At 66.0% G+C, this 23307-nt stretch carries 22 protein-coding genes, 1 tRNA gene and 3 pseudogenes; 9 read left to right on the top strand and 17 right to left on the bottom strand.

Going from position 1 to position 23307, the window contains the following annotated elements:
- Positions 1-37 precede the first annotated feature (37 nt).
- From G6N41_RS27975 to G6N41_RS27965, 3 genes are all read right to left on the bottom strand, one after another.
- Complete coding sequence (locus G6N41_RS27975; RefSeq protein ID WP_231608787.1) at positions 38-781, bottom strand: hypothetical protein; 744 nt, start codon at positions 779-781, stop codon at positions 38-40.
- Positions 757-1038 carry a hypothetical protein gene (locus G6N41_RS27970; protein ID WP_198965176.1) on the bottom strand — a complete coding sequence of 94 codons (282 nt, stop codon included), beginning with the start codon at positions 1036-1038 and terminating at the stop codon, positions 757-759. The genes G6N41_RS27975 and G6N41_RS27970 overlap by 25 nt, the downstream gene beginning before the upstream one ends.
- A 72-nt stretch (positions 1039-1110) precedes the next feature.
- A complete protein-coding gene (locus G6N41_RS27965; RefSeq protein ID WP_220075391.1) occupies positions 1111-1326 on the bottom strand; it encodes a hypothetical protein in 216 nt (71 codons plus the stop codon).
- A gap of 146 nt (positions 1327-1472) precedes the next feature.
- Here G6N41_RS27965 and G6N41_RS04295 point away from each other — a divergent pair.
- Both G6N41_RS04295 and G6N41_RS04290 read left to right on the top strand, forming a co-directional pair.
- A pseudogene (locus tag G6N41_RS04295) lies at positions 1473-2557 on the top strand (NAD(P)H-dependent amine dehydrogenase family protein).
- On the top strand, positions 2554-3327 hold the full coding sequence (locus G6N41_RS04290) for an SDR family NAD(P)-dependent oxidoreductase (protein WP_198966696.1): 774 nt from the start codon (positions 2554-2556) through the stop codon (positions 3325-3327). The pseudogene G6N41_RS04295 and the gene G6N41_RS04290 overlap by 4 nt, the downstream one beginning before the upstream one ends.
- A 34-nt stretch (positions 3328-3361) precedes the next feature.
- Here the strand turns inward: G6N41_RS04290 and G6N41_RS04285 are convergent, their stop codons facing one another.
- On the bottom strand, positions 3362-4396 hold the full coding sequence (locus G6N41_RS04285; RefSeq protein WP_198966695.1) for a D-2-hydroxyacid dehydrogenase family protein: 1035 nt from the start codon (positions 4394-4396) through the stop codon (positions 3362-3364).
- Between the two features lie 122 nt (positions 4397-4518).
- Here G6N41_RS04285 and G6N41_RS04280 point away from each other — a divergent pair, with 122 nt between their 5' ends.
- Positions 4519-8445 carry a Pls/PosA family non-ribosomal peptide synthetase gene (locus tag G6N41_RS04280; protein ID WP_198966694.1) on the top strand — a complete coding sequence of 1309 codons (3927 nt, stop codon included), beginning with the start codon at positions 4519-4521 and terminating at the stop codon, positions 8443-8445.
- Positions 8446-8459: 14 nt separating this feature from the next.
- Positions 8460-9767, top strand: coding sequence for a M1 family metallopeptidase (locus tag G6N41_RS04275; RefSeq protein ID WP_407663721.1), 1308 nt, complete (start codon positions 8460-8462; stop codon positions 9765-9767).
- Between the two features lie 12 nt (positions 9768-9779).
- Here G6N41_RS04275 and G6N41_RS04270 read toward each other — a convergent pair whose 3' ends face one another.
- The 3 genes and pseudogenes from G6N41_RS04270 to G6N41_RS04260 form a co-directional block, all read right to left on the bottom strand.
- Positions 9780-10166 carry a DUF2237 family protein gene (locus G6N41_RS04270; protein WP_036457078.1) on the bottom strand — a complete coding sequence of 129 codons (387 nt, stop codon included), beginning with the start codon at positions 10164-10166 and terminating at the stop codon, positions 9780-9782.
- Positions 10167-10230: 64 nt separating this feature from the next.
- The gene (locus tag G6N41_RS04265; protein ID WP_198966692.1) at positions 10231-10566 is read right to left on the bottom strand and encodes a PE family protein; all 336 of its coding nucleotides are present in this window, start codon (positions 10564-10566) and stop codon (positions 10231-10233) included.
- A gap of 274 nt (positions 10567-10840) precedes the next feature.
- Positions 10841-11724 (bottom strand): annotated as a pseudogene (locus G6N41_RS04260) (IS5 family transposase).
- 331 nt (positions 11725-12055) lie between these two features.
- On the opposite strand from G6N41_RS04260, the gene G6N41_RS04255 reads away from it, so the two are divergent.
- Positions 12056-12439 carry a hypothetical protein gene (locus tag G6N41_RS04255; protein WP_020731001.1) on the top strand — a complete coding sequence of 128 codons (384 nt, stop codon included), beginning with the start codon at positions 12056-12058 and terminating at the stop codon, positions 12437-12439.
- 90 nt (positions 12440-12529) lie between these two features.
- Here the strand turns inward: G6N41_RS04255 and G6N41_RS04250 are convergent, their stop codons facing one another.
- The 3 genes and pseudogenes from G6N41_RS04250 to G6N41_RS04240 form a co-directional block, all read right to left on the bottom strand.
- Positions 12530-13279, bottom strand: coding sequence for an SDR family NAD(P)-dependent oxidoreductase (locus tag G6N41_RS04250; protein ID WP_198966691.1), 750 nt, complete (start codon positions 13277-13279; stop codon positions 12530-12532).
- Complete coding sequence (locus tag G6N41_RS04245) at positions 13276-14514, bottom strand: MBL fold metallo-hydrolase (RefSeq protein ID WP_198966690.1); 1239 nt, start codon at positions 14512-14514, stop codon at positions 13276-13278. The genes G6N41_RS04250 and G6N41_RS04245 overlap by 4 nt, the downstream gene beginning before the upstream one ends.
- Before the next feature lie 17 nt (positions 14515-14531).
- Positions 14532-15800: pseudogene (locus G6N41_RS04240) on the bottom strand (sulfotransferase family protein); the annotation flags it as partial.
- Between the two features lie 117 nt (positions 15801-15917).
- On the opposite strand from G6N41_RS04240, the gene G6N41_RS04235 reads away from it, so the two are divergent.
- From G6N41_RS04235 to G6N41_RS04225, 3 genes are all read left to right on the top strand, one after another.
- Complete coding sequence (locus G6N41_RS04235; protein ID WP_116268237.1) at positions 15918-16403, top strand: TM2 domain-containing protein; 486 nt, start codon at positions 15918-15920, stop codon at positions 16401-16403.
- Positions 16404-16474: 71 nt separating this feature from the next.
- The gene (locus G6N41_RS04230; RefSeq protein WP_020726924.1) at positions 16475-16858 is read left to right on the top strand and encodes a YbjQ family protein; all 384 of its coding nucleotides are present in this window, start codon (positions 16475-16477) and stop codon (positions 16856-16858) included.
- 59 nt (positions 16859-16917) lie between these two features.
- Positions 16918-17277 carry a hypothetical protein gene (locus G6N41_RS04225; RefSeq protein WP_036456772.1) on the top strand — a complete coding sequence of 120 codons (360 nt, stop codon included), beginning with the start codon at positions 16918-16920 and terminating at the stop codon, positions 17275-17277.
- 757 nt (positions 17278-18034) lie between these two features.
- Here G6N41_RS04225 and G6N41_RS04220 read toward each other — a convergent pair.
- From G6N41_RS04220 to G6N41_RS04210, 3 genes are all read right to left on the bottom strand, one after another.
- Positions 18035-18124: transfer RNA gene (locus G6N41_RS04220), tRNA-Ser, on the bottom strand.
- A gap of 29 nt (positions 18125-18153) precedes the next feature.
- Positions 18154-18612 carry a nucleoside deaminase gene (locus G6N41_RS04215; RefSeq protein WP_020731009.1) on the bottom strand — a complete coding sequence of 153 codons (459 nt, stop codon included), beginning with the start codon at positions 18610-18612 and terminating at the stop codon, positions 18154-18156.
- The gene (locus tag G6N41_RS04210) at positions 18609-19130 is read right to left on the bottom strand and encodes a tRNA adenosine deaminase-associated protein (protein ID WP_198966689.1); all 522 of its coding nucleotides are present in this window, start codon (positions 19128-19130) and stop codon (positions 18609-18611) included. Before G6N41_RS04210 ends, G6N41_RS04215 begins: the two co-directional genes overlap by 4 nt.
- 131 nt (positions 19131-19261) lie before the next feature.
- Between G6N41_RS04210 and G6N41_RS04205 the strand changes: the two genes are divergently transcribed.
- Complete coding sequence (locus G6N41_RS04205) at positions 19262-20206, top strand: prephenate dehydrogenase (protein WP_020731010.1); 945 nt, start codon at positions 19262-19264, stop codon at positions 20204-20206.
- Here the strand turns inward: G6N41_RS04205 and G6N41_RS04200 are convergent.
- The 4 genes from G6N41_RS04200 to G6N41_RS04185 are packed head-to-tail and all read right to left on the bottom strand — an operon-like array spanning position 20169 to position 23294.
- The gene (locus G6N41_RS04200) at positions 20169-20768 is read right to left on the bottom strand and encodes a putative glycolipid-binding domain-containing protein (protein WP_198966688.1); all 600 of its coding nucleotides are present in this window, start codon (positions 20766-20768) and stop codon (positions 20169-20171) included. The genes G6N41_RS04205 and G6N41_RS04200 overlap by 38 nt on opposite strands.
- A 4-nt stretch (positions 20769-20772) precedes the next feature.
- Entirely contained in the window at positions 20773-21519 is a 747-nt protein-coding gene (locus G6N41_RS04195) for an ABC transporter permease (RefSeq protein WP_020731012.1), read from the bottom strand.
- On the bottom strand, positions 21516-22196 hold the full coding sequence (locus tag G6N41_RS04190) for an ABC transporter permease (protein WP_198966687.1): 681 nt from the start codon (positions 22194-22196) through the stop codon (positions 21516-21518). The genes G6N41_RS04195 and G6N41_RS04190 overlap by 4 nt, the downstream gene beginning before the upstream one ends.
- A gap of 9 nt (positions 22197-22205) precedes the next feature.
- Positions 22206-23294 (bottom strand): ABC transporter ATP-binding protein, encoded by a 1089-nt coding sequence (locus tag G6N41_RS04185; RefSeq protein WP_198966686.1) that lies wholly within the window; start codon positions 23292-23294, stop codon positions 22206-22208.
- Positions 23295-23307: the final 13 nt, after the last annotated feature.

The following is a 23307-nucleotide window of genomic DNA, read 5'->3' as shown; positions in this document are numbered from 1 at the left end:
CATCAAGTCAAGATGCCTGCGAAACCTGGTTCATGCATCAGGTAAGGAATGCCCGCGAAATCGGGGTCAGGTGGTGGTCTTGCTTTTGATGCGGATGCCGGCTTTGAGGGCGGGTAGAGCGGCGGGTATGGCGGCGAGGTAGAGCTGTTCGGTCTTGTCTTTGGCGAGTCTGAGCAGGGCGGCTTGCAGGTCGGCGATCTGGTGGGCGATCGCGGCGGGGTTGAGGCTGTTGCGGTAGGTGAGCAGCTCTGTTTGTTGGGCCGCTGAGAGGACTCCGGCGGCCAGCAGCCGGTCCAGGGGTCTGGGGCTTGTCGTAGAGCCGGCGGCGGTGACCGTCGCGGCTGCAGCCGTAGCTGATGGGTTTGATGGTGGGGGTCAGGTAGTTGAGCCGGTCGTTGACCAGGTGCCACAGCCGGTTGAGCACGGCGCGTTCTTCGTCGGTGTCGTAGCGGTAGTAGAACCCGTAGCGACGCACGAGGTGGTTGTTTTTGGACTCGATGGTGGCCTGGTCGTTCTTCTTGTAGGGTCGTGAGCGGGTGAAGAAGATCTCCATGTCCGCGGCCCACTTGATGACCGCCTTATTGAGGAATTCGGTGCCGTTGTCGAAGTCCAAACCCGTTACCTTATAGGGGATTTTAGTAATTCCGGTTTTGAGGGCGCCCAGGATGTGGGGGTGGGCGTTGTTGCGCACCGTGCGGGTGAACACCCAGCCGATGTGCATGTCGGTGAGGTTGACCGTGCGGGCGAACTCACCTTTCAGTGTCGGGCCGCAGTGCGCCACGGTGTCGCCTTCGAAGAACCCCGGAGATTCTTCGGCCTCATCGCCTGCTTTGCAGATGGTGATCGAGGACCGCAGCAGCGGGAGGGTTTCGTCGTCGACACACCCGAGATCTGGTCGCGGGCCTTGGCGCCGCGCAGGTAGCGGTCGATCGTGGCGCTGCTCATCGCCAACAGCTCGGCACGCACCGCCGGGCCGTAACGGTCACGGCCGTCCACCAGTTCGCCGTGGCGTTCTAGAGCATCCAACTGAAGTGCCATGGAAGCGGCCAGATACCGGCCGCACTGCCCGCCTGAGGCCGCCCACACCTTCTGCAACACCTTGAGCGCATCCTAGGAGTACTTCGGATTGCGTTGCCGGCAAATCCGTTTGGCGACCTGCCGACCCGCTCCCGGCGGCGCGGCCGCCGCCCTCAACCGCCGCCGGGCGTTGTCACGCGACCAGCCGGTGACCGCCACCACCTGATCCAGAATCTGCCCCTTGTCCGCCTTCGGCGCCCCCACATACGCCCTGTCGAACTTCGCGGTGATCTCGGCCCGAGACGACATCGACAGCCCACTTCCCATGCCTGCCGAGGATCGACCGTTTCGCGGGCATTTTTACGTGATCCACCGAGGACGCTTCACGGGCATTTTTCGTGATGCTTGCCGCAGTGCCCGCCATATCGACATACCGTGCGTTTGGGAGGTCGCCGATGAGTGGTCCCGCCAAGCTTCGAGTCATCCAATGGGCGACCGGGGGCGTTGGTAAGGCCGCCATAGAGTGCATACTCATCACCCGCAGCTCGAGCTGGCCGGTTGCTGGGTGCACAGCGCGGCCAAACACGGCCTCGACGTCGGAACGATCATCGGCGCGGCCCGGCTTGGCGTTACCGCCACCAACGACGTCGACGAGTTGCTGGCGCTGGACGCCGACTGCGTCATGTACAGCCCGCTGGTCGCCGATGAGCAACACGTCAAAGCGATCCTGCGCTCGGGCAAGAAAGCTGTCACCCCGGTTGGCTGGGTTTATCCCGACCTCAGCAAACCGCGCGTCAAAGCGGTCGCCGATGCGGCGGTTGCCGGTGGGGTGACACTGCACGGGTCAGGCATCCACCCTGGCGGCATCACCGAACGATTTCCGCTGATGGTCTCCTCGCTCTCGTCCGCGATCACCCATGTCCGCGCCGAGGAGTTCTCCGACATCCGCACCTACAACGCGCCCGATGTGGTGCGCGACATCATGGGATTCGGCGTAGCCCCTGCCCAAGCCATGCAGGGACCGATGGCGGCGCTGCTCGAATCCGGATTCAAGATGTCGGTACGAATGATCGCCGACCACATGGGATTTCACATCGACCCCACGATCAGAGCGACACACGAGATCGCCGTGGCGACCTCCGACATCGCCTCCGATGTGCTGCCCATCGCCGCGGGCACCGTCGCCGGCCGCAAGTTCCGCTGGCAGGCACTCGCCGACGGAAAGCCGGTGATCACCGCCGCGGTCAACTGGCTGATGGGGCAGGCCGACATGGACCCGGACTGGTCGTTCGGGGAGCGCGGCGAACGTTTCGAGATCGAGATCACCGGCGACCCGAGCGTGAGTCTGGTGTTCAAAGGCCTGCAGCCAACGTCGATTGCCGAAGGGCTGCAACGAAACCCCGGCGTTGTCGCGACCGCCAATCACTGCGTCAACGCCATCCCCGTTGTCTGCGCCGCCGATCCCGGCATCGCGACCTACCTGGATCTGCCGCTGTTCGCCGGCCGGCCGGCACGAGCCAGTCGAGGTCTCGAGCGGTGAGCTACTCGCATCCGGAATCACTACGGGGGCATGTCGCGATTGTCACCGGCGTCGCCCGCGGGGTCGGCAAGGGCGTCGCGGCCGCGCTCCTCGAACGTGGGGCCGCGGTGCTGCTGGTCGACATCCTCGACCAGGCCCTGGCCGCCACCACCGCCGAACTCGATTCGACGGGTCGCGCCGAAATGCTGGTCGCCGACCTGCGCGCTCCCGACAGCGCGCAGCGGATCGTCGCGGCCGCGGTCGACGCCTTCGGCACGGTACACGGCCTGGTCAACAACGCCATCGCGACCAACGAGCCCAAACCATTCGTCGAGATCACCACCGAGGATCTGGCCCTGGACCACGACGTCGGCCCGCGGGCGACGTTTCTGCTGATGCAAGCGGTGTACCCGGTGATGGTCGAGGCTGGCGGGGGCTCGATCGTGAACCTGGGCTCAGGAACCGGCACCGGCGGGGAAGCCAAGTGGGGTGGCTATGCCGCGGCCAAGGAGGCGATCCGCGGATTGTCGAAAGTCGCCGCGCTGGAGTGGGGGCGCGACAACATCCGCGTCAATGTCATCTGCCCGTTCGCCGAGTCGGACGGGGTCAAGCTCTGGAAGCAGTTCGCCCCCGATGACTACGGCAAGGCACTGCGTCGGGTTCCGATGCGGCGCATCGGCGATGTTCGCACCGACGTGGGGGCGCTGGTGGCGTTTCTGCTGAGCACCGATGCCTCCTTCATCACCGCGCAGACGATTCACGTCGACGGCGGAACCGGCTGCTTCCGATAGCCGCCCGGTGCGCGCGGACGCACTGCCCTGCCGGTCATGACGGTGGCGGCCGAACCGCTTGCGGGTTGGCGATCCGGATGGGGGCGCCGTCCAGCCAGGCGACCACCGCTTCCACGGTGTCGGCGTAGCTGGCACTCAGCATTTCGCGGGTGACATACCCGAGGTGGGGCGACAGGGTCACGTTCGGCAACGATCGCAACCCGTGATCGACCGGAAGCGGCTCCACGTCATAGACATCGAGTCCGGCTCCGGCGATTCGCCCGGCCTCGAGCGCACCGATCAGCGCGCCCTCGTCGACGATCGGGCCCCGGGACGTGTTGATCAGGTAGCCGCCGGGCTTCATCGCCGCCAGCTCGCCCGCGCCGACCAAGGCCCTGGTGCGCTCCGAAAGCACCACATGGATGGACACCACATCGGATTGGGCGAAAAGCACCGGCTTGTCCACCCGGCGCACGCCGTGGGCCGCGGCGGCCTCCTCGGTGAGATTCTGGCTCCAAGCGATGGCCTCCATCCCGAACGCCTTCGCGTATTCGGCCATCCGCTTGCCCACCCGGCCGAGACCGAGCAGTCCGAGCGTCTTGCCGGACAGCGTCATACCCGTGGTGGTCTGCCAGCCACCCGCACGCAGCCGACGATGCTCTTCGGCCAGGTTGCGCACCGTCGCGATCAGCAGCCCCCAGGCAAACTCAGCGGTGGCGTCGCGCGCGGCCCTGAACCGGGGATGGGCGAAGTTCGAATGAGCGACCAGCACCCCGCGCTCGGTGGCCGCGGCCAGGTCCAGGTTGGGCAGGTTCATGCCGACGATGGTGATCAGCTTCAGGCGCGGCAACCGCTCGAGCAGCGAGCGCGGAAAGGCCATCCGCTCGCGCATGGTGCACACCACGTCGAAGTCCGCCAGCGCCTCGGCGGCCTCGGCCTGGCCAAGATGGCGATCGAAAACGGTGAGCGTGGCCCTGCCCCGCACCGGTGACCAGTCGGCGAGGTCGGTGGCCACGCGCGCGTAGTCGTCGAGAATCGCCACCCGGGGCACGTGGTCTTGGCCGAAGCCATGCGATGCCGGCTGGCTCATTTCCAGGCCCCTATCAGCTATCGACTCGTGTACCGCCGCCTCTCCGCTGCATTGTGCCCGGCCCGGCGGCGCATCACCGTGGCGCTCGAGCGGCAATCTCGCCACAGTTGAGTAGGGTTCCTATGGTGGTGACGCCCGAGATCCCCGCGCACTATCTGTTGTCGAGCGCCGCACCCAACCCGCGCACCCTGATCGACATCATCTACGAGACGGCCGCGCGGTACCCGGACGCCGCGGCGATCGACGATGGAACAGTTCAGCTCACCTACAGCGAGCTGGTCGAAGACATGGAGGCCAGCGTGGCCTGGCTCGCCGCCAGGGGCGTGGGCCGGGGCGATCGGATCGGCATCCGGATGCCATCCGGCAGCTATGGGCTGTACACCGCGATCCTGGCAATACTTGCCGCCGGCGCGGCCTACGTGCCCGTCGACGCCGATGATCCCGACGAGCGCGCCGAGCTGGTCTTCGGGGAAGCCAACGTGGTCGCGGTGATCACCGAGGCCGGCATCGAGCGAACACTCGGGGCGTCGCGCGGCTGGCGCGCCGGGGCGCCGCTGGTTCGAGACGACGCGTGGATCATCTTCACCTCCGGATCCACCGGTACCCCCAAAGGCGTTGCCGTCACCCACCGCAGTGCCGCCGCGTTCGTCGATGCCGAAGCCCAGATGTTCCTGCAAGATAACCCGATTGGCCCCGGCGACCGGGTGCTGGCCGGCTTGTCGGTCGCCTTCGACGCATCGTGTGAGGAGATGTGGCTGGCCTGGCGCCACGGCGCCTGTCTGGTCCCCGCGCCGCGATCGCTGGTGCGCAGCGGGATGGACCTGGGGCCCTGGCTGGTGACCCGCGACGTGACCGTGGTTTCGACCGTACCGTCGTTGGCCGCGCTGTGGCCGGCGGAGGCACTCGAAGCGGTGCGGCTGTTGATCTTTGGCGGCGAGGCGTGCCCTCCGGAATTGGCCGAGCGGCTCGCGGTGGATGGCCGGGAACTGTGGAACACCTACGGCCCGACCGAAGCCACCGTGGTCGCGTGCGCCGCCCGGCTCGACGGCACCGGGCCGATCAGCATCGGGCTGCCGTTGCCGGGGTGGGACCTGGCCGTCGTCGACGCCAACGGTCAGCCGGTCGGCTACGGCGAGGTCGGCGAGCTGGTGATCGGTGGGGTGGGGTTGGCCCGCTACCTCGACAGCGACAAAGACGCCGAAAAGTACGCCTCGATGCCGTCCCTGGATTGGACGCGCGCCTACCGCAGCGGCGACCTGGTGCGCCTCGAACGTGACGGGCTCTACTTCTGCGGGCGCGGCGACGACCAGGTCAAAGTGGGTGGCCGGCGCATCGAGTTGGGTGAGGTCGACTCGGCGTTGGTCCACCTGGCCGGAGTCAGCGGCGGCGCGGCCGCCGTGCGCCGCACCGCCACCGGCACGCCGGTGCTGGTCGGTTACGTGGTCAGCGCCGATCCCGTGTTCGACATCGCCGCGGCGCGCCGTCAACTCGCCGAACATCTGCCCGCCGCGCTGGTACCGCGCCTGGTGCAAATCGACGAGCTGCCCACCCGCACGTCGGGCAAGGTCGACCGCGATGCGCTGCCCTGGCCGCCGCCCGGCAGCAGCGACACCGAAGAGACACCCGATCTGGCCGGCACGACGGGTTGGCTGGCCGGAATGTGGCGTGACCTGCTCGGCGCCGCCATCTCCGGCCCGGAGGCCGACTTCTTTGCACTCGGCGGCGGCTCGCTGGCGGCCGCGCAGCTGGTCGCCATGCTGCGCCACCAGTATCCGCAGGTCACCGTCGCTGATCTGTATGACCATCCCCGGCTCGGATCGCTGGCCGGGTTCCTCGATGAGCTCGGGCCGCCGCCGCAGGTTGACGAACGTGTCGTTGGCCCCACCCCCCGGCTGACCCAACTGATCCAGACGGCCGCGGCGATACCGCTGACCACCTTGGCGGCGTTGCCGTGGGTTACCTGGCTGGCGGTGGGCAACAACATCGCCCATGACTTGCACCTGGTGCCGTGGACCGTGTCGGTGAACTGGTGGCTGATCGTCGTGGCGTTCGTCGCGTTCGTGACACCGTTGGGCCGGATGGGCATCGCGGTGCTGTGTGCACGAATCCTGCTGCGCAAGGTGACACCGGGCAGCTATCCCCGCGGCGGATCGGTACACCTTCGGGTGTGGTTCGCCGAGCGGCTGGCCGAGGCCAGCGGGGCCGAAAACATGGCCGGGGCCCCGTGGCTGGTCTACTACGCCCGCGCGCTGGGCGCCGACATCGGCAAGGGCGTCGACCTGCAGGCGATGCCGCCGGTCACCGGACTACTGACGGTGGGGCACCGCAGCGCGATCGAGCCCGAGGTCGACCTGTGCGGACACTGGATCGACGGCGACGTGTTTCACGTCGGCGCCATCACGATCGGCAACGACGCAACGATCGGGTCGCGAACCACGCTGTTGCCCGGCGCGGTGGTCGGCAAGAACGCCGATGTGGCACCCGGCTCCGGGGTGATCGAAAAAATCAAGAACGGCCAGTACTGGAAGGGGTCACCCGCGGCCAAATCGGGCCGGGTCAATCACCCGTGGCCGGACCAGCGACCGCCGCGCCGAGGGCAGTGGGTGGCCGTGTACGGGTTGACCTCGCTGCTGCTTGCCGGTCTGCCGCTGCTGGCCGCGGTCACCGGCCTTGCGGTGATCGCGGCGGCGGTCCGGCACACCCGCAGCCTGTCCCAAGCGGTGCTGCCGGCGCTGTTGTGGACCCCGGTCGCGACGCTGGCCGCCACCGCCGTCTACGTACTGGTGACGGTGCTGGCGGTGCGCGCGATGTCGATCGGGCTGCGCGCGGGCTACCACCCGGTACGCAGCCGGACGGGCTGGCAACTGTGGACGACCGAGCGGCTGATGGACGCTGCCCGCAACTATCTATTCCCGCTGTATGCCAGCCTGCTGACACCGATCTGGCTGCGGATACTGGGCGCCAAGGTCGGCCGCGGCACCGAGATCTCCACCGCCCTGGTGATCCCCAAGTTCACCGTGATCGAGGATGGCGCGTTCCTGGCCGACGACACCATGGTCGCCGCATACGAACTGGGCGGCGGCTGGATATATGCCGCACCGACGACGGTGGGCCGGCGGGCGTTCTTGGGCAATTCGGGCATCACCCAACCGGGCCGCCGCGTCCCCGACGACGGGCTGGTGGCGGTGCTGTCGGCTACGCCGCCCAAGGCCAAACGCGGCTCCTCCTGGTTGGGCAGCCCGCCAATGAGGTTGCGGCGCAAGCCCGCCGAAGCCGATGCCGCGACCACCTTTGAACCGCCCCTGCGGTTGAAGCTGATGCGGGCCGCGGTGGAGACATGCCGGCTGCTCCCCATGATGGTGACGGTCGCGATCGGCCTGGCCGTGCTGGGCGGTCTGCAGGCGGTGGTGTTGGCGTTCGGGCCGTCAGGGATTTGGTGGGCCGCGCTGCTGGGCGGATTGGTTCTGCTGGCCGCCGGTGCCGTCGCCGGGCTGATCTCGGTCGTGGTGAAATGGCTGGTTGTCGGCCGGATCAAGACCAGCGAATATCCCCTGTGGTCGTCGTTCGTGTGGCGCAACGAACTGGCCGATACGTTCGTCGAAACCGTCGCGGCTCCGTGGTTCGCCCGCGCGGCCGGCGGCACACCCGTGCTGAACATGTGGCTGCGTGGCCTGGGGGCCCACATCGGCCGTGGGGTGTGGTGTGAAAGTTACTGGCTGCCGGAGGCGGACCTGGTGACCCTCGGCGCGGGATCCACCGTCAACCGCGGCTGCGTGGTGCAGACCCATCTCTTCCACGACCGAATCATGCGGATGGACAGCGTCGTTCTGGAACCCGGCGCGACCCTCGGCCCGCATTGTGTGGCGTTGCCCGCGGCCCGGTTGGGCTCGGGCGCCACGGTCGGTCCGGCCTCACTTGTTGTCCGCGGCGACGAGGTACCCGGGTCGACGCGCTGGCAGGGCAATCCGATCAGGCCGTGGCAGACTCGCCGCAAGAAGTCCAGCGACACAAAACAATCCGAAGGCGGCGCAAAGGACACTGCCGCGTGAAAGCATCCGCCAAGATGCCGAAGAAAGCTATCAAAATCATCGATCCATACCTGCCCCAGAACGGCAACTTCGGCTACCGGGTTTCACGCTACGAGCTGGACCTGGAATACAAGGTTGCGATCAACCGACTGTCGGGAACGGCGACGATCACCGCGGTGACCCTGACCGAGTTGCAGGAATTCACCCTCGATCTATCCGATGCGCTGTCGGTGTCGAAGGTGTTGGTCAACGGCAAGCGCGTCGCGCGCTTTGCCAGCCGCAACGGCAAGTTGCGCATCGGGTTGACCTCGAAGCTGGCTACCGGAGTGGCGTTTTCGGTTCTCGTGCGTTACAGCGGAGCGCCGCGGCCCCTGCAAACACTCTGGGGTGAAGTCGGATTCGAGGAACTGACCGAAGGGGCGCTGGTGGCCGGCCAACCCAACGGTGCGGCCTCGTGGTTTCCGTGTAACGACCATCCCAGCGCGAAAGCGGCGTTTCGCATCCAGATCAGCACCGAGAGCTCCTACCGGGCGATTGCCAACGGCAAGCTCGTCGGGCAGCGGGTACGGGCGTCACAGACCGTGTGGACCTACGAGCAGCCCGAACCCACCTCGACCTACCTGATCACCCTCCAGGTCGGCGTCTACGTCATGGCCCGGATGTCCAGGTCCCCGGTGCCGATCAGGGCGGCGCTGCCCGAACGGCTGCGCTGCGAGTTCGACCACGACTTCGCCGGGCAGCCGGCGATGATGCAGTTGTTCATCGATCTGTTCGGCCCGTATCCGCTGACGAACGGATACACGGTCGTGGTCACCGACGATGCTCTGGAGATACCGCTGGAGGCACAAGGCATCTCGATCTTCGGCGCCAATCACTGCGATGGCACCCGTTCCAGCGAACGGCTCATCGCGCACGAACTGGCGCACCAGTGGTTCGGTAACTCGGTGACGGCGCGGCGATGGTGCGACATCTGGCTGCACGAGGGATTCGCTTGCTACGCCGAGTGGCTCTGGTCGGAGCACAGCGGCGGGCCCAGCGCCGATGAGCTGGCCCGCCATCACCACCAGGAGCTGCGGGGGAAACCGCAAGACCTGCTACTGACCGATCCCGGGCCCCAACTGATGTTCGACGATCGCGTCTACAAGCGCGGTGCGTTGGCCCTGCACAGCCTGCGCGGGCGGTTGGGTGACGCGAAATTCTTCGCCCTGCTCAGGGATTGGACGACGCGGTATCGGCACGACACGGTCATCACCGACGACTTCACCGGCCTGGCCGCCAACTACGCCACCGAGTCGCTACGGGACTTGTGGGACACCTGGCTGTATTCGACCGCAGTGCCCTGACGCCGCCGGCCACTACAAGTTGGCCAGGTCATCGGGTACATCGACGGCGTGTTCTTGCAGCACCTCGAGTGGCACCACTTCCAGAGCCCGCTCGTTGGTGGATGCCAGCACTACCGGCGCGGCGCAGCCGTCATAGTGGGCACGCAGCCAATTCACCGCGACGACACACCAGCGGTCGCCTGGCAGCAGTCCGGGAAAGCGGTACTCCGGCACCGGGGTAGACAGGTCGTTACCGATTGAACGCTGATGTTCGAGGAACTCGGCAGTCACCACCGCGCAGATCGTATGCCGGCCAACGTCCTCGGGCCCGGTAGCACAGCAGCCGTCACGATAGAACCCGGTGGGCGGCTCAGCCCCACACTGCTCCAACGGGTTACCCAGCACGTTCCGATCAGCCACCTGCCCAGTATCGCGCGTTCCGACGCGAAATTGGCTGAAGCGGCGGGGATACCCAGCCACCCGATCAGACGTTCGCCAACGCCGATCCCGACCGCCATCCGACGTCGATCAGGTTTCTGGCCACCGCCACGTCGGTGTCGGCGTAAATCCGCGCGATCGCGTTGACGGCCTCGCCGGCCCTCCTGAGCTCTTCCTGCGCCGCCTGATTGAGGGCAAGCATTTGTCCGGCGTGTTTGGTGAACGCCAGCATCGCCTGGGTGGAAACCTCGTCGGCCCCAGCCGGCCGCACCGAAGTTATGGAAGTGGCCGCCGTCGCGCCGGCCTGCAGACCCCGCAAGGCGCCTTCGGCCAACTGCGCACCAATATCGGCGGCGACCGGATCGATCGACATCGACTGCATCTGGTCCTCCTTAGTTGCGCGGACTTGGGCCCGATGACCGCAACGGCCGGATGAGCGCACACCAGTCCCGGATGGACCGTGACCGCGTGAGCGACACCACGACCAATGTCTATAGTGACAGTAGTAATTGGCCATAGTTGTATTCATCAAGACTTTTACCATGCCGTCAGATTCCCGATGTTGAGCCCGGAGCACCGCCGGTAGCCGTTATGCCACCGCATATTTCGCGACTCCCCCCGTTCGGAGGCCCCTCCCGACGACTAGGTCCTGTCTGCTAATTGCGGACGCGGTGGTAGGTGATGATGGCGGCCAGGGTGACACCGCCGAGGTAGGTCAGGGCGTATTTGTCGTAGCAGGTGGCGACCGCGCGCCAGTGTTTGAGCCGGTTGAAGCTTCGCTCGACGGTGTTGCGGTGCTTGTAGATTCGGCCTGAGAACCCCGGAGGCCGTCCTCTGTTGCGGCCTTTGGCTTTGCGGCGGGTGATCTGGTCGCTGCGCTCGGGGATGGTATGGGCGATCTTGAGCCGGCGCAGCTGTGCCCGCGTCGAATCATGGGAGTACGCCTTGTCCGCCAGCAGGCGAAACGGGGCGTATGAGTTGCTGCACCGGGCGGCCAGCAATGGCCAAAGCATCGGATTATCACCGGCTTGACCGGCCGACAGTGCCAGGGTGACCGGACTGCACAGCTGGTCGGTCAAGGCGTGGATCTTGGTAGTCAGCCGTAGTCAGCCCGCCGCGGGAACGCCCAATGGCGTGGTCATCGGGCTCATCGAGATATTTCTTGTAATTCGACAGATCCCCCTGTGCGGCGCCCGGAGCGCGCTCCGGCTGCGTGTCGGTGGGCGCGCACACTGGTCGAATCGACCGACAACAGTGCGCCCAGGTCGGCGTCCTCGGCGTCGAGGTCAGAGGCGATCGCCGCGAAGATCCGCGCGTAGATGCCATCGACCGACCAGCGTAGATGCCTCTCGGCCACCGATTGCCAGGGACCGAAGTGCTCGGGCAGGTCACACCACGGAGATCCCGTACGGTAACGCCAGATAATGCCCTCCAGAGTACGTCGATGATCGTTCCACGGCCGGCCACGCCGCCGCCCCGCAGGCAACACCGCCACGATCAGCGACCACAAATCATCAGAAATCGCATGCGTCCGCATCACCCAAACAGCATCAGCCAAAACACCATTCACATTAAGCAGACACGCCCTAGGCGGGCAGGACAGAAGCGTGCGCTCGCAAACCGCGCCGCAGCGCTCATCGCACCCCCGGGAATCGCCGCGAGGCGGCTCCCGAACCGGCCGGCATTGGCCGCCCCCACCGACGCCGCCGGGCCCGTCTTTCGAGCATCCGATGATGCGCGGCCCGCTACCGACGTTTGTCGGGCCGAGGTTTCACACGACGAAGATGCGACGCACGCTTTACCAAAGCCGCCCCAGGGCCATACCCCCCTCGGGTTTGCTGGCAAATCTACTTCGCGGTAGGTTCAGCCGCGTGATACTTACCGGTGCCTTTCTTGCGGACGCCGCTGCTGCGGTAGACAACAAACTCAACGTGTCGGGCGGCGTGCTGTCCCGTTTCGCGGTCGGGCCTGATCGTCTGGCCCGGTTTGTCCTGGTAGTGCTGACCCAGTCGAACCCGGGCAGCACGGATCGGCAGCTCACTGTCGAGGCACGGCCTCCCGCGGATGCCGAGCCCACCCGGCTGCAATTCGAGGTTCCGGAGGCCGCCGTGGCCGAGTTTCCGGGCTTCGCCTTCTTCGAGATCCAGCTGCGCCTTCCCATCGACGGCCGCTGGGAACTCGTGGCCAGCTCCGACACCGGGTCGGTCACGCTTCCGGTGCTGGTCACGGAGATGCCACAGCAGTTGGGCTTCTAAGCCCCGAGCCGTCAGTCACCTCCTCGGCTGCCTATCGGGGTCTGTGAGCGCGTGGCTTCCAGGGCATAGCCGTTGCCCTGCAGCGTCGGCTCAGACGCAATCCGACGCGCCGTCGACAACGAACACCGCCCCGCTGGTGTAGCTGCTGCATTCGGTGCACAGGAACGCCACCGTGGGTGCAACGTCGCCGACTGATCCGAAGCGGCGCAACGGAATATGGGCCAGCTCCGCATCCACCAGCTCGGTCGCGAGATGCATCGGCGCGGTCATCGGGGTATCGATAGTGCCCGGCGCCACGGCATTTACCCGGATGCCCTTGGCCGCCCACTTGACCGCCAGGTTTCTGGTGACACAGATGATTCCCGCCTTGGCGGTGCCGTAGCCGGGGACCAGGGTGATCGCGCGCAGTGCCGACATCGATGCCATGTTGACCACGCTGGCGCCTCCCACCGCGGTCGATGCCTTCAGCGAGCGGTAGAGACCCATGGTCAGCCGGTACGGACCGGTCAGATTGAGCTGTACCGAAGCGTCAAAACCATCCGGCTTCGATTCATCAAGTACCCCGGGGAAATTCGCGCCGGCGTTGTTGACCAGGACATCCAGCCGGTCGAAGTGCTGTGTCAGCTGGGCTATCGAATCCGGGTCGGTGAGGTGCAGTTGCCGGTAAGTCATGCCGGACAAGTCGATGTCGTAGTCCGCGACCCCCGGCTTGGTTCCGGTGACGGTGACCTGGGCCCCCGCGTCCCGGAACAGCATCGCGATCCCATGCCCGATCCCGCTGGTACCGCCGGTGATCAGAGCCGCAGTCCCGGTGAAATCGAAGCTCACCCGCGCCGTCACGAGAGGCTCGCTATCTGACGCTCGAGCCATGCACTTTCCCAGAAGTTGGTACTGCCGGCGAGCAGGTTTTCGTGGGCTTGTCTGAGTACCTCACGGGCGCCCGGATGGTCCCGATCGATCAACTCGGCAAGGTGGATCGCTTGCACCGGGCGGCCGGAGACCAGATGAGCGCGGGCTCGATCCACGATCGCATCCGCGCCCGCCAGATCCACCACATCGGCGGCGACAGCGTCGAATCCAACCGGATACAGCTCGGTTGTCGAGCGATGGTGGAACCAGCCCGAGTAGTTCTCCCAGATCGCCCGCACGTCCCAGGCCACCGTCCCATATCCCTGGCCGACGTCGTATTCGGCGGGTAGCACGATCTCGCGCATCAGGGTTTCTACCTCCTTGCCGGCGTTCATCCCGGCGACGGTCTGATCGTGGACGTACGCGAGGGCGTCGCGCAGTCGGGTGAGCTCGGAATAAATGAGCTCGGCGCCGGTGATCGGGTCGAAATGACCGGTCACCAGAATTTCGGGGCGCAGCTCGCGCACCCGCTCGATCGAGGCGATGGCCGCCAGCGCGTCACGGTACCGGTCGCCGCGCATGGTGACGAGGTTGGGGATGTGGCCGAATAGCGGACCATAGGTATTTCCGCACAAACATATTCGTTCCTCCGGCAGCCAGACCACCAACGAATCGGTCGTTTCTCCCCCCGGTACCGACAACAGCTCCGGCTGTCGGCTGCCGACTTCCAGGACGAGCGTGTCCGCGAAATCAAGCTCGACGTTGGGCACGCTCTGGCCGGCCAGGCGGGTGGTACCGAGACGTCGCTGGATCGCCTGGATGCCGGCGCTCAGCGTGTCTTTGAAGGCGAAGGCGCTGCGGCTGGCCCGATACGGGATGAGGCGCTCGTTGTCGTCGCGCCAGAGGGTCCAGTTCGCCTGTGCAACAACCTTTGTCTCGGGGTCGCGCACGCTGTCCAGGCCACCGACGTGGTCCACGTGTCCCTGGGTCAAGATGATGTAGCGCACCGGCGAGCAGTCCACGGCATCGAGATTCGCGCGGTGCACCGGGCCCTCAAATCCCATCCCCGTGTTGACCACCACCCGACCGTCATCGGTGGTCAGCAAGTAGGAGTTCGACAGTCCCGGTGAACACCACAATCCTGGCGCGATCTGCTCAGCCCGCTCGGCGGCCGCCGGGCGCATCGCGTCGGCGCCCGGCCTGCTGCGGTAGACCGGTTCGAACATCGCGGTCGTCTCCTTCGCTCGGGGCGGACATCAAACCTGTCGAAATAGAAGTCGAACCGTTCCCGAAGTTGCTCGGCCGAACTGCCGAAATGACGTTGCAGGTGGTAGTGCACCCGACCGTGCTTGCCGCGCGGATTGCCGTCCAGGTACTGCTGAAACAGTCCGCGAACCTTCGGGGTAATCGCGACGCCGCTGCGCCGGTAAAGCTCGTCCAGCAGCGCCATTTCGTTGCCGTTGAGCTGATGGAAGCCGATGTCGATGCTGCGGTCGGGCGGCACAATGTCACGGTCACGCACGCAGGCCCGCAGCAGTCGGTACACGCGGTCGCTCCAGTAGTCCAGCAGCCAGCCGGCGTCGATGCTGGTCCGGCGCAGCCGGTCAGAGTAGGCCATCATGGTGATGGTCGACTGGATCACCGCCACCGGATCACGATGCGTGAAAGCCACCGTGGCATCTGGAAAGGTCGCCATCAACGGGCCCAGCTGCTCGCAATGCTGCGGGCTCTTGAGGACCCAGGTTTGCGCGCCGCGCAGAAACGTCAGCGCCTGCAGCACCTTCTTCAGGTAGGCGTAATGGCGGCGTTGGTCGAGCCCAAGATAGTAGTCGCGCCAATCGGGCACCCGCGCATGCCATTCCAGGACATAGGAGGCCAGGTCCAGGTCGAGGAGCTCCACTTCCTCCTCGATTGCTTCGGGAAAACGGTCATGCATGGCAGCCACCACCGGGGCGGTGGCCATCAAGGCATCGTGCTCGGATTTTGCCCTGTTGTAGCGCGGGTCCACGCCGAAGATGTCGGGGCCTTGGCCTCGGGCCGGGATCGGATCTCGACTCTCCCAGTACGGCAGCGCACGCCGGCGCGGATCGGCAGCGAGCAGATTCACCAGATGGGTGGTGCCCGACCTCGGCATGCCCACCACGACGAACGGTTTTTCGATCCGGATCGATTCGATCTCGGGGTATCGGCGGATGAGGTCGGTCAACGAGAGGCGGTTGCGCAGCAGCCGAACCACTCGCTGCCGCAAGGACGAGCGGGTGAGCTGGGTGAGACCTTGGTCGCCTTCGATCGCTGCCACATGGGCCCTCAAGCGGTCTCCGAAGCCGTCGGTGTCGCCAAGGTCGTCGCCGACCCCGGCCTGGTCCACAGCTTCGGCGAGCAGTGCCGCGATGTCGAATTCGACGTGTCTGGACTCGGTGAACTGCAGAACCTGGCGCTGGACGTCGGTCTGCACGGGCCTCGCCAGATCGTCAAAGTCGATGTCGGCGATGTCAGTGCTGGAAGGTTCCACCGGATCCCCACTTCGACTTCGGGATACTCCAAAGACGGTAGCCGCGGGTGTGGCCGTTTCACCAGCTGGAGCCGGGGTAGCGTGGGGAGGCGAGATACGAGGGGGTAGTGCTAGCCGATGGCGACACCGAATCAACCCGGAGGTTCCTCCGACGAGCCCCCCTGGGTCGGGCAGCCCTACGGCCAACCGGGCCCCAATCCCCAGTTCCCACCGTCATGGGGGTATCCGGCTCAACCGGGGGGCCAGCCACAGCCATACCCCGGCAACCCGTCGTACCGCTACCCCAATTTAGCCCAGGCGCCAGATCCACAGGCGCCCTTTGGACGCGATCCGATCAGCGGTGTGCCCCTTTCCGATAAGTCGGCCGCCACCGCCGGACTGCTGCAGCTGTTTTTCGGTTTCGCCGGCATCGGCCGGTTCTACGTCGGCTCGAATTCCGTTGCCACGGCCCAGTTGTGCCTCGGACTCGGCGGCCTGGCCTTCACCGTATTCTGCCTCATCGGCCTTCCGTTTCTCATCGTCGCGGTGTTGTGGGGAATCGTTGACGCGATCATGATCTTCACTGGCAACGTTGCCGACAACTACGGCCGCAAGCTGCGCTAGGCGCCCCGCCCGAGCAGCGGTAGTCTGCAGCGCAATCACGTCGTATCGAACGACTGCAGAAGGGTGGCCCGGTGCTCGTTGTCACGACCAATGACATTCCCGGTTGGGAAATCCAGCGGGTGTGCGGCGAAGTCTTCGGACTGACCGTGCGTTCCCGAAATGCCTTCTCCCAGATAGGCGCCGGATTCAAATCGATGTTCGGCGGCGAGTTGCAGGGCATGACCAAGAACCTGGCCGAGAGCCGCAATGAGGCGATGGCCCGGCTGATGACCGAGGCCCGCAACAAGGGCGGCAACGCGATTATCGGGATGCGCTTCGACACCACCGAGCTCGGTGACGTATGGACCGAGATCTGCGCGTACGGCACTGCGGTGCAGGCGGTGCCGGTCACCGATGCCGCACGCTACACCGCGTCGCAGCTCGGTTATGGCGGCGCTCCCCAGCCTCAGCAATAGCCGTAGGGGCGCTCCGAGCCCCGCCGAGCGTGCCGTGACCATGGCTGTAGGTTCGGGGGGTGATAGTGGGGGCTTTTCTCGCCGAAGCGGCCGCTGCGGTGGATAACAAGCTCAACGTATCCGGCGGCGTGTTGTACCGATACTGGGTCGACACCGACCGGACGGCACGGTTTCTGCTGGTGGTGTTGACCCAGACCGAAACCGACGATCCCCACCAGCGGATCGAAGTCGAGATCAGACCTCCCACCGATGACGAACCCCTGCTGATGGGATTCGAGCTGCCCGACGCCGCAACCACCGCCGAGGTCGGGTTCGCCATCTTCAACATTGAGGTGAGCCTGCCCGTCGACGGCCGGTGGGTAATTGTGGTGACCGGAGGTGCGGGAGCGATCTCGCTTCCGTTATTGATCAGCGGGTAGAACGGGCCCGGCTCGGCTAGATCCCGGTCATTCGCTTGTTCTGCAAGCTATGTCGCACCGCCGAATCGGGGGTAGTTGGGTGTGGCATTGCTCAGCCCGGGTTACCTGGTTGCCCGTTAGTCCCGTTGCCGGAAGGCGAGCCGCCCGCGCCCGTCCCGCCAAGGCTTCCGAATCCATCGCCCGCCACCTTCACCCCAATGCCGGTGGCGTTTCCTCCTGCGCCTCCGAGTCCGCTATTCGACGGGATGACGCCATCATTACCCGCGCCGCCGGCACCACCGGAAACACGCGTGCCGCCACTGCCGCCCTTGCCACCGTTTCCGCCACTGACTCCATTCACGCCGGCCCCCGGCACCACCCATACCGCCATCGCCACCGTGGCCGGCATTTCCAACGGCACTAGAACCATTGACGCCGGCAAGTCCTGCGGCGCCGCCTAGCAACACCGTTGCCGCCGTTGCCGCCGGCGCCACCAGCTCCACCGGCACCCCCGGCCCACCCGACCGTACCCGGGTCACCAGGCACGTCACAGCTCGCGCGAGCACGATGGCCACGGCACTCGAGCTGCTGGGCTGTGCTCCGCTCGTCGAAGCGGTCGTGAGTGACAGCTCGGGTGCTGCAGTTCGTGCCGGTCTCGGGAGAGCGCTGCCTACTTTGCGCGCCCAATACACCCAAGAACAAAAACCTCGGCCGACGGCCGGGGAGTCTGCAGTCGATGACGCGACCCGTGGTGTCACCCACGGGTCGACTCATCGCTTGGCGGTGGCGGAGGGATTTGAACCCTCGGACGGTTTTAGCCGTCACACGCTTTCGAGGCGTGCTCCTTAGGCCGCTCGGACACGCCACCGCCGAGCAGCTTACCGAACCGATGGCCCGTCACCCCAATCGCTGGCGGCCGAAAAACTCTTCCAGGGGCGCAGCGCACTCCTGCGCGAGTACACCACCGCGCACTTGCGGGCGATGGTTGAGCCGACGATCGCGCACCACATCCCACAATGAACCGACCGCTCCAGTCTTGGGTTCCCACGCACCGAACACCAAACGAGCCACCCGCGCCAGCACCAGCGCACCCGCACACATGGTGCACGGTTCCACCGTTACCGCCAGCGTGGCGCCTTCGAGCCGCCACCCATCCCCAAGCACTCGCGCCGCCGCCCGCAACGCCAGGATCTCGGCGTGGGCGGTCGGATCGCCGAGTTCCTCGCGGGCGTTTACCGCGCGGGCGAGTTCGGTCCCGTCAGCGGAGATCACCACCGCACCGATGGGTACATCGCGCGGACCGGCCGTCGCGGCTACCGCCAGAGCGGCGCGGACCAGATCTTCGTCCGCGATCACCGACCGAGGCGGTCGATTACCGCCGACAGCTGCTCCGCGAAGCCCATCTCCCGGGCGATGCGGCCAAGTTGTTCATCGGCGTAAAGATCGGTCTCGTCGAGGATGACCCCCAGCACGGCCTCGGGCAGGCCGATATCTGCCAGCAGGCCCAAATCGCCTTCCTCGAACGGGTCGGCATCCTCGAGGTCCTCGGGATCTATTTCGGAGTCCAGGCTGTCCAGGACTTCAGCCGCGATGTCGTAGTCAAGTGCCGCGGTGGCATCCGACAACAGAAGCCGGGTCCCTGAAGGCGCCGGACGCAGAATGACGAAGAACTCGTCATCAATGTCCAGGAGCCCGAAGACAGCTCCCGAGCTGCGCAATTCCCGCAGCTCGGTTTCGGCCGCCGACAGCGTGGCCAAGGCCTTCGCGCTCATCGCGGCGCAACGCCATTTACCTTCTTCACGAACCACGGCAACGCCGAAACCGTCCGGCGTTTCCGCGGACGGGCCTTTCGCTGCGGCCCGTTGTGCTCCCATGGGCGCTTACGGTAGTCGCTGGCCAGGTTTGTGACCAGATGACCCTTGACCAGCGCCGCTGGGCAAGCACGGCGGCGGACACACACGAGCAATGCAAGTGTGCCAACCTTGGGACTGTGCAGACGACACCCGTGTGTGTACTCGGGCTGGGCTTGATCGGTGGTTCCATCATGCGGGCCACCGCTGCAGCAGATCGTGTGGTCTTCGGCTACAACCGGTCGGTGGAAGGCGCCAACGGCGCCCAGTCGGACGGATTTGAGGCCACTACCGATCTCGCCGAAACGCTGGCCCGGGCCGCCGACACCAACGCATTGATTGTGCTGGCCGTTCCTATGCCGGCGTTGCCGAGCATGCTGACCCATATCCGCGAGTTGGCCCCTAACTGCCCGCTGACCGACGTGACCAGCGTCAAGACCGCCGTCCTGGAGGAAGTCACCGAGGCCGGTCTGCGCGAGCGCTTCGTCGGCGGTCACCCGATGACCGGCACCGCACACTCCGGTTGGGGGGCTGGTCACGGCGCCCTATTCACGCGGGCACCCTGGGTAGTCAGCGTCGACGACCACGTGGATCCCGTGGTGTGGTCGATGGTGATGCAGCTGGCGCTGGACTGCGGAGCGGTGGTCGTCCCAGCCAAGTCCGACGAGCACGACGCGGCCGCGGCGGCCATCTCACACCTGCCCCACCTGCTCGCCGAGGCACTGGCGGTCACCGCCGCCGAAGTCCCCCTGGCTTTTGCGCTGGCCGCGGGTTCGTTCCGGGACGCCACCCGCGTTGCCGGCACCGCTCCCGACCTGGTTCGGGCGATGTGCGAGGCCAACACCGGACAGTTGGTGCCGGCCGCGGACCGAATCATCGAATTGCTCAACCGCGCACGCGATTCGTTGGCCTGCAACGGCTCGGTGGCCGACCTGGTCGACGCGGGCAACGCCGCGCGCACCCGCTACGAGAGCTTCCCGCGCTCCGACATCTCCACGGTGACGATCGGCGAGCCGCGCTGGCGCGAACGACTGGCCGCGGCCGGCCGGGCGGGCGGCGTGATCAAATCCGCTCTGCCAAGCCTGGATAGTCCAGGATGAAACCTTCATCGTCGACGGTCACGGTGGTATCGGCGACCGGGGAGCGCAACTTGATGCCATCCAGGCGGCCCTCACTGCTGTAAATCACGGTGGCCGCGTCGACGCTCATGTCCGGCACGTTGACGTAGACCATCGGCAAGGTGATCATCTCCGCACGCTCGTGGATTCCGAGGCGCCGGATCGGCAGCGCGTTGAAGAACGGGCTGAACACCAGGTCGACGTCCAGCGCGCCGTTGTACCCCGCTCGGCTCTCACCCTGGTGGTCGGTGACCAACCACATGTTCTCTTCGTCCCGGGCAATCGCGAGCTGACGTTCCCGCTCGGCCAGCGTGACGGTCAGTCCAAACCGCTTGGTGGCGCCGGTCTCGTCGGTCTGCAGATCGTAGAAAGCGCCGAATGCGGGATTGCTGGCGGTGGCGGCCGCCACAATGCGGCCATTTGCCCTGATCCGCCTGCCGGACACCTGAATTCGTACCGATTCCATGCGCGAGACGTCTTGAGCACGCCACGTCAACATAGCCGTCCAGAGGCGCCGAGCCGGATCAGAGGAAACTGAGTTCACATCTCTACCGTAGGACGTGTGAACCAACCGCGGCGGAATTGGGACTAACTGCAACGTCAATTCGGTCATCTGGCTGGTGCCAGAACCTGCTCAGGCGGCCGGTACCGGGCACCGACGCCCATCCCGCCAACGCCAGCAGCCCGTCCAAAGACAGCGCCAAGGCCGCCACCATCAGCGCACCGACCAAGGCGATATGGAACTGACGTTCCTTGATCCCATCGATCAGGTAGCGGCCCAGCCCGCCCAGGCTGGCGTAGGCAGCCACCGTCGCGGTGGCGACCACTTGCAGCGTCGCGCTGCGCAACCCGCCGAGTATCAGTGGCAGGGCGTTGGGCATCTCGACGCGCAACACCACCTGGGCCTCGGTCATACCCATCGCGCGCGCGGCATCGACCACCAGCGGGTCGACACTGGCGATGCCCGCGTAGGTGCCGGCCAGTAGCGGCGGCATACCCAACAGCATCAGCGCGACTATCGGCGGCCCCAGCCCCAGTCCGAACAACAGCACACCGAGCAGCAGCACGCCCAGCGTCGGCAAGGCGCGCAGCCCGTTGACCGCACTGACCACCAGCACCTGACCACGGCCGGTGTGCCCGATGATCAACCCAATCGGTATGGCAACCAGCGCCGACGCCGTCACGGCCAGCGCGGTGTATTCCAGGTGCTCGGCGGTGCGCTCGGCCAGGCCGGCCGATCCGGTCCAATTTGCGGCGGTGGACAAATAGGACAGCGCCTGCTGCAGGAAACTCATCGGGCCCCACCCACGATCGGAGATCTGAACCGACGCCGGCTGCGCGAGCTGCGCTCCCACGGCGTGGCCAACCGGCCAGCCACGTTGAGCACCATGTCGATCAGGATGGCCAGGACAAACATCACGGTGATACCGGCCACGATCTGGTCGCTCTTGTCCATCAGGTAACCCGCGGTGAACCAGGTGCCCAGACCGCCGATGCCGATCACCGCCCCCACCGAAACCATTGCGATATTGGTCACCACCACCACCCGCAGGCCGGATACCAGCACCGGAATCGATAGCGGCAGTTCAACTTTCAGCATTCGCGCAATCGGCGAATAGCCGACCGCCACGGCGGCATCCCGGACCTGCGCGGGCACCACATCCAGGGCCTCCAGCACGGCACGCACTAGCAGGGCGCTCGTGTAGGCCGACAGCGCGATGATCACGTTCGCCTCTTGCAGGATCCGCGTCTTGATGATCAGCGGCAACACCACGAACAGCGCGAGCGACGGGATGGTGAAGACGACGCTGGTGGTTGCCGTCGTCAGCCGACGCAGCGTCGGTCTGTGCTGCACGAACAGCCCCAGGGGGACCGCGATCGCCGTACCGATCAGCACCGGAATCAGCGACAGCCGTAGATGGACCATGGTCAGCGCCCAAGCGGCGCCGAGGTGGGTCATCAAGTAAGGCATACCCGGGCGTTATCGCCGGCTTTTCAACGCGGACAGCACGTCATCGGCCAGCACTCCACCGATAACCTTGCCGCCTTCGTCGACGGCCACACCCATGGATGACGGCGACGACAGCGCGGCATCCAGCGCCTGGCTAAGGTTGCCGTTCGGCCGGAATACCGCCCCCACCACCGTCATGGCGTCCGGCAGGGTCGCACCATCGCGGTGGCGGCGCAATCCGTCGGCGTCAATCCAGCCCACCGGGACGTCATCGTCGCTGACCACCAGCGCCCAGCCATCGGGCAGTTGTGAGCGCCCCAGACTGCTCACACAGATCCGCTCGAGGTCATGCAGCTCGAGACCCGCCCCATCGAAGAGTTGCAGCAGCCGGTAGCCACGGCCCAAGCCAATGAATTTCGACACGAACTCATTGGCCGGGCGGGCGAGCAGCCGCGCGGGCTGGTCGCATTGCTGCAGCCGGCCGCCCGGCGCGAACACCGCCACCACCTCGCCGAGTTTGAACGCCTCGTCGATGTCGTGCGTGACGAAAACGATGGTCTTGTGTAGATCACTTTGCAGACGCAGGATTTCGTTCTGCAGGTCATGGCGCACCACCGGGTCGACAGCAGAGAAGGCCTCGTCCATCAACAGGATCGGCGGGTCAGCCGCCAGCGCCCGCGCCACCCCGACCCGCTGTTGTTCGCCACCGGAGAGTTGGGCCGGATAACGGCTGGCCACCTTGGGGTTCAGACCTACCCGTTCGAGTACTTCGTAGGCGGCTTTGCGGGCGGCCCGGCGTGACTGCCCCTTCAGCACCGGCACCGTCGCGACATTGTCGATCACCCGCTGATAGGGCATCAGCCCCGCGTTTTGGATGACGTAACCGATCCCGAGGCGCAACCTCACCGGGTTCACCGTGGAGACGTCGGTGCCGTTGACGGTGACGGTGCCCGAACTCGGCTCGAACATGCGGTTGATCATGCGCAGTGCGGTTGTCTTGCCACAGCCCGATGGGCCCACGAAAACGGTCAGCATGCCGTCGGCGACTTCGAGGCTCAGTTGGTCTACGGCGGTGGTGCCGTCGGCGTACACCTTGTCGACATTGTCAAACCTGATCAATGCGTTTCCCAGT

The organism is Mycobacterium shottsii (assembly GCF_010728525.1).
In the GTDB taxonomy this organism is placed as follows: Bacteria; Actinomycetota; Actinomycetes; order Mycobacteriales; family Mycobacteriaceae; genus Mycobacterium; species Mycobacterium marinum.
The sequence above is the reverse complement of the archived record's forward strand: the minus strand, read 5'-3'. Positions and strand labels throughout refer to the sequence as shown.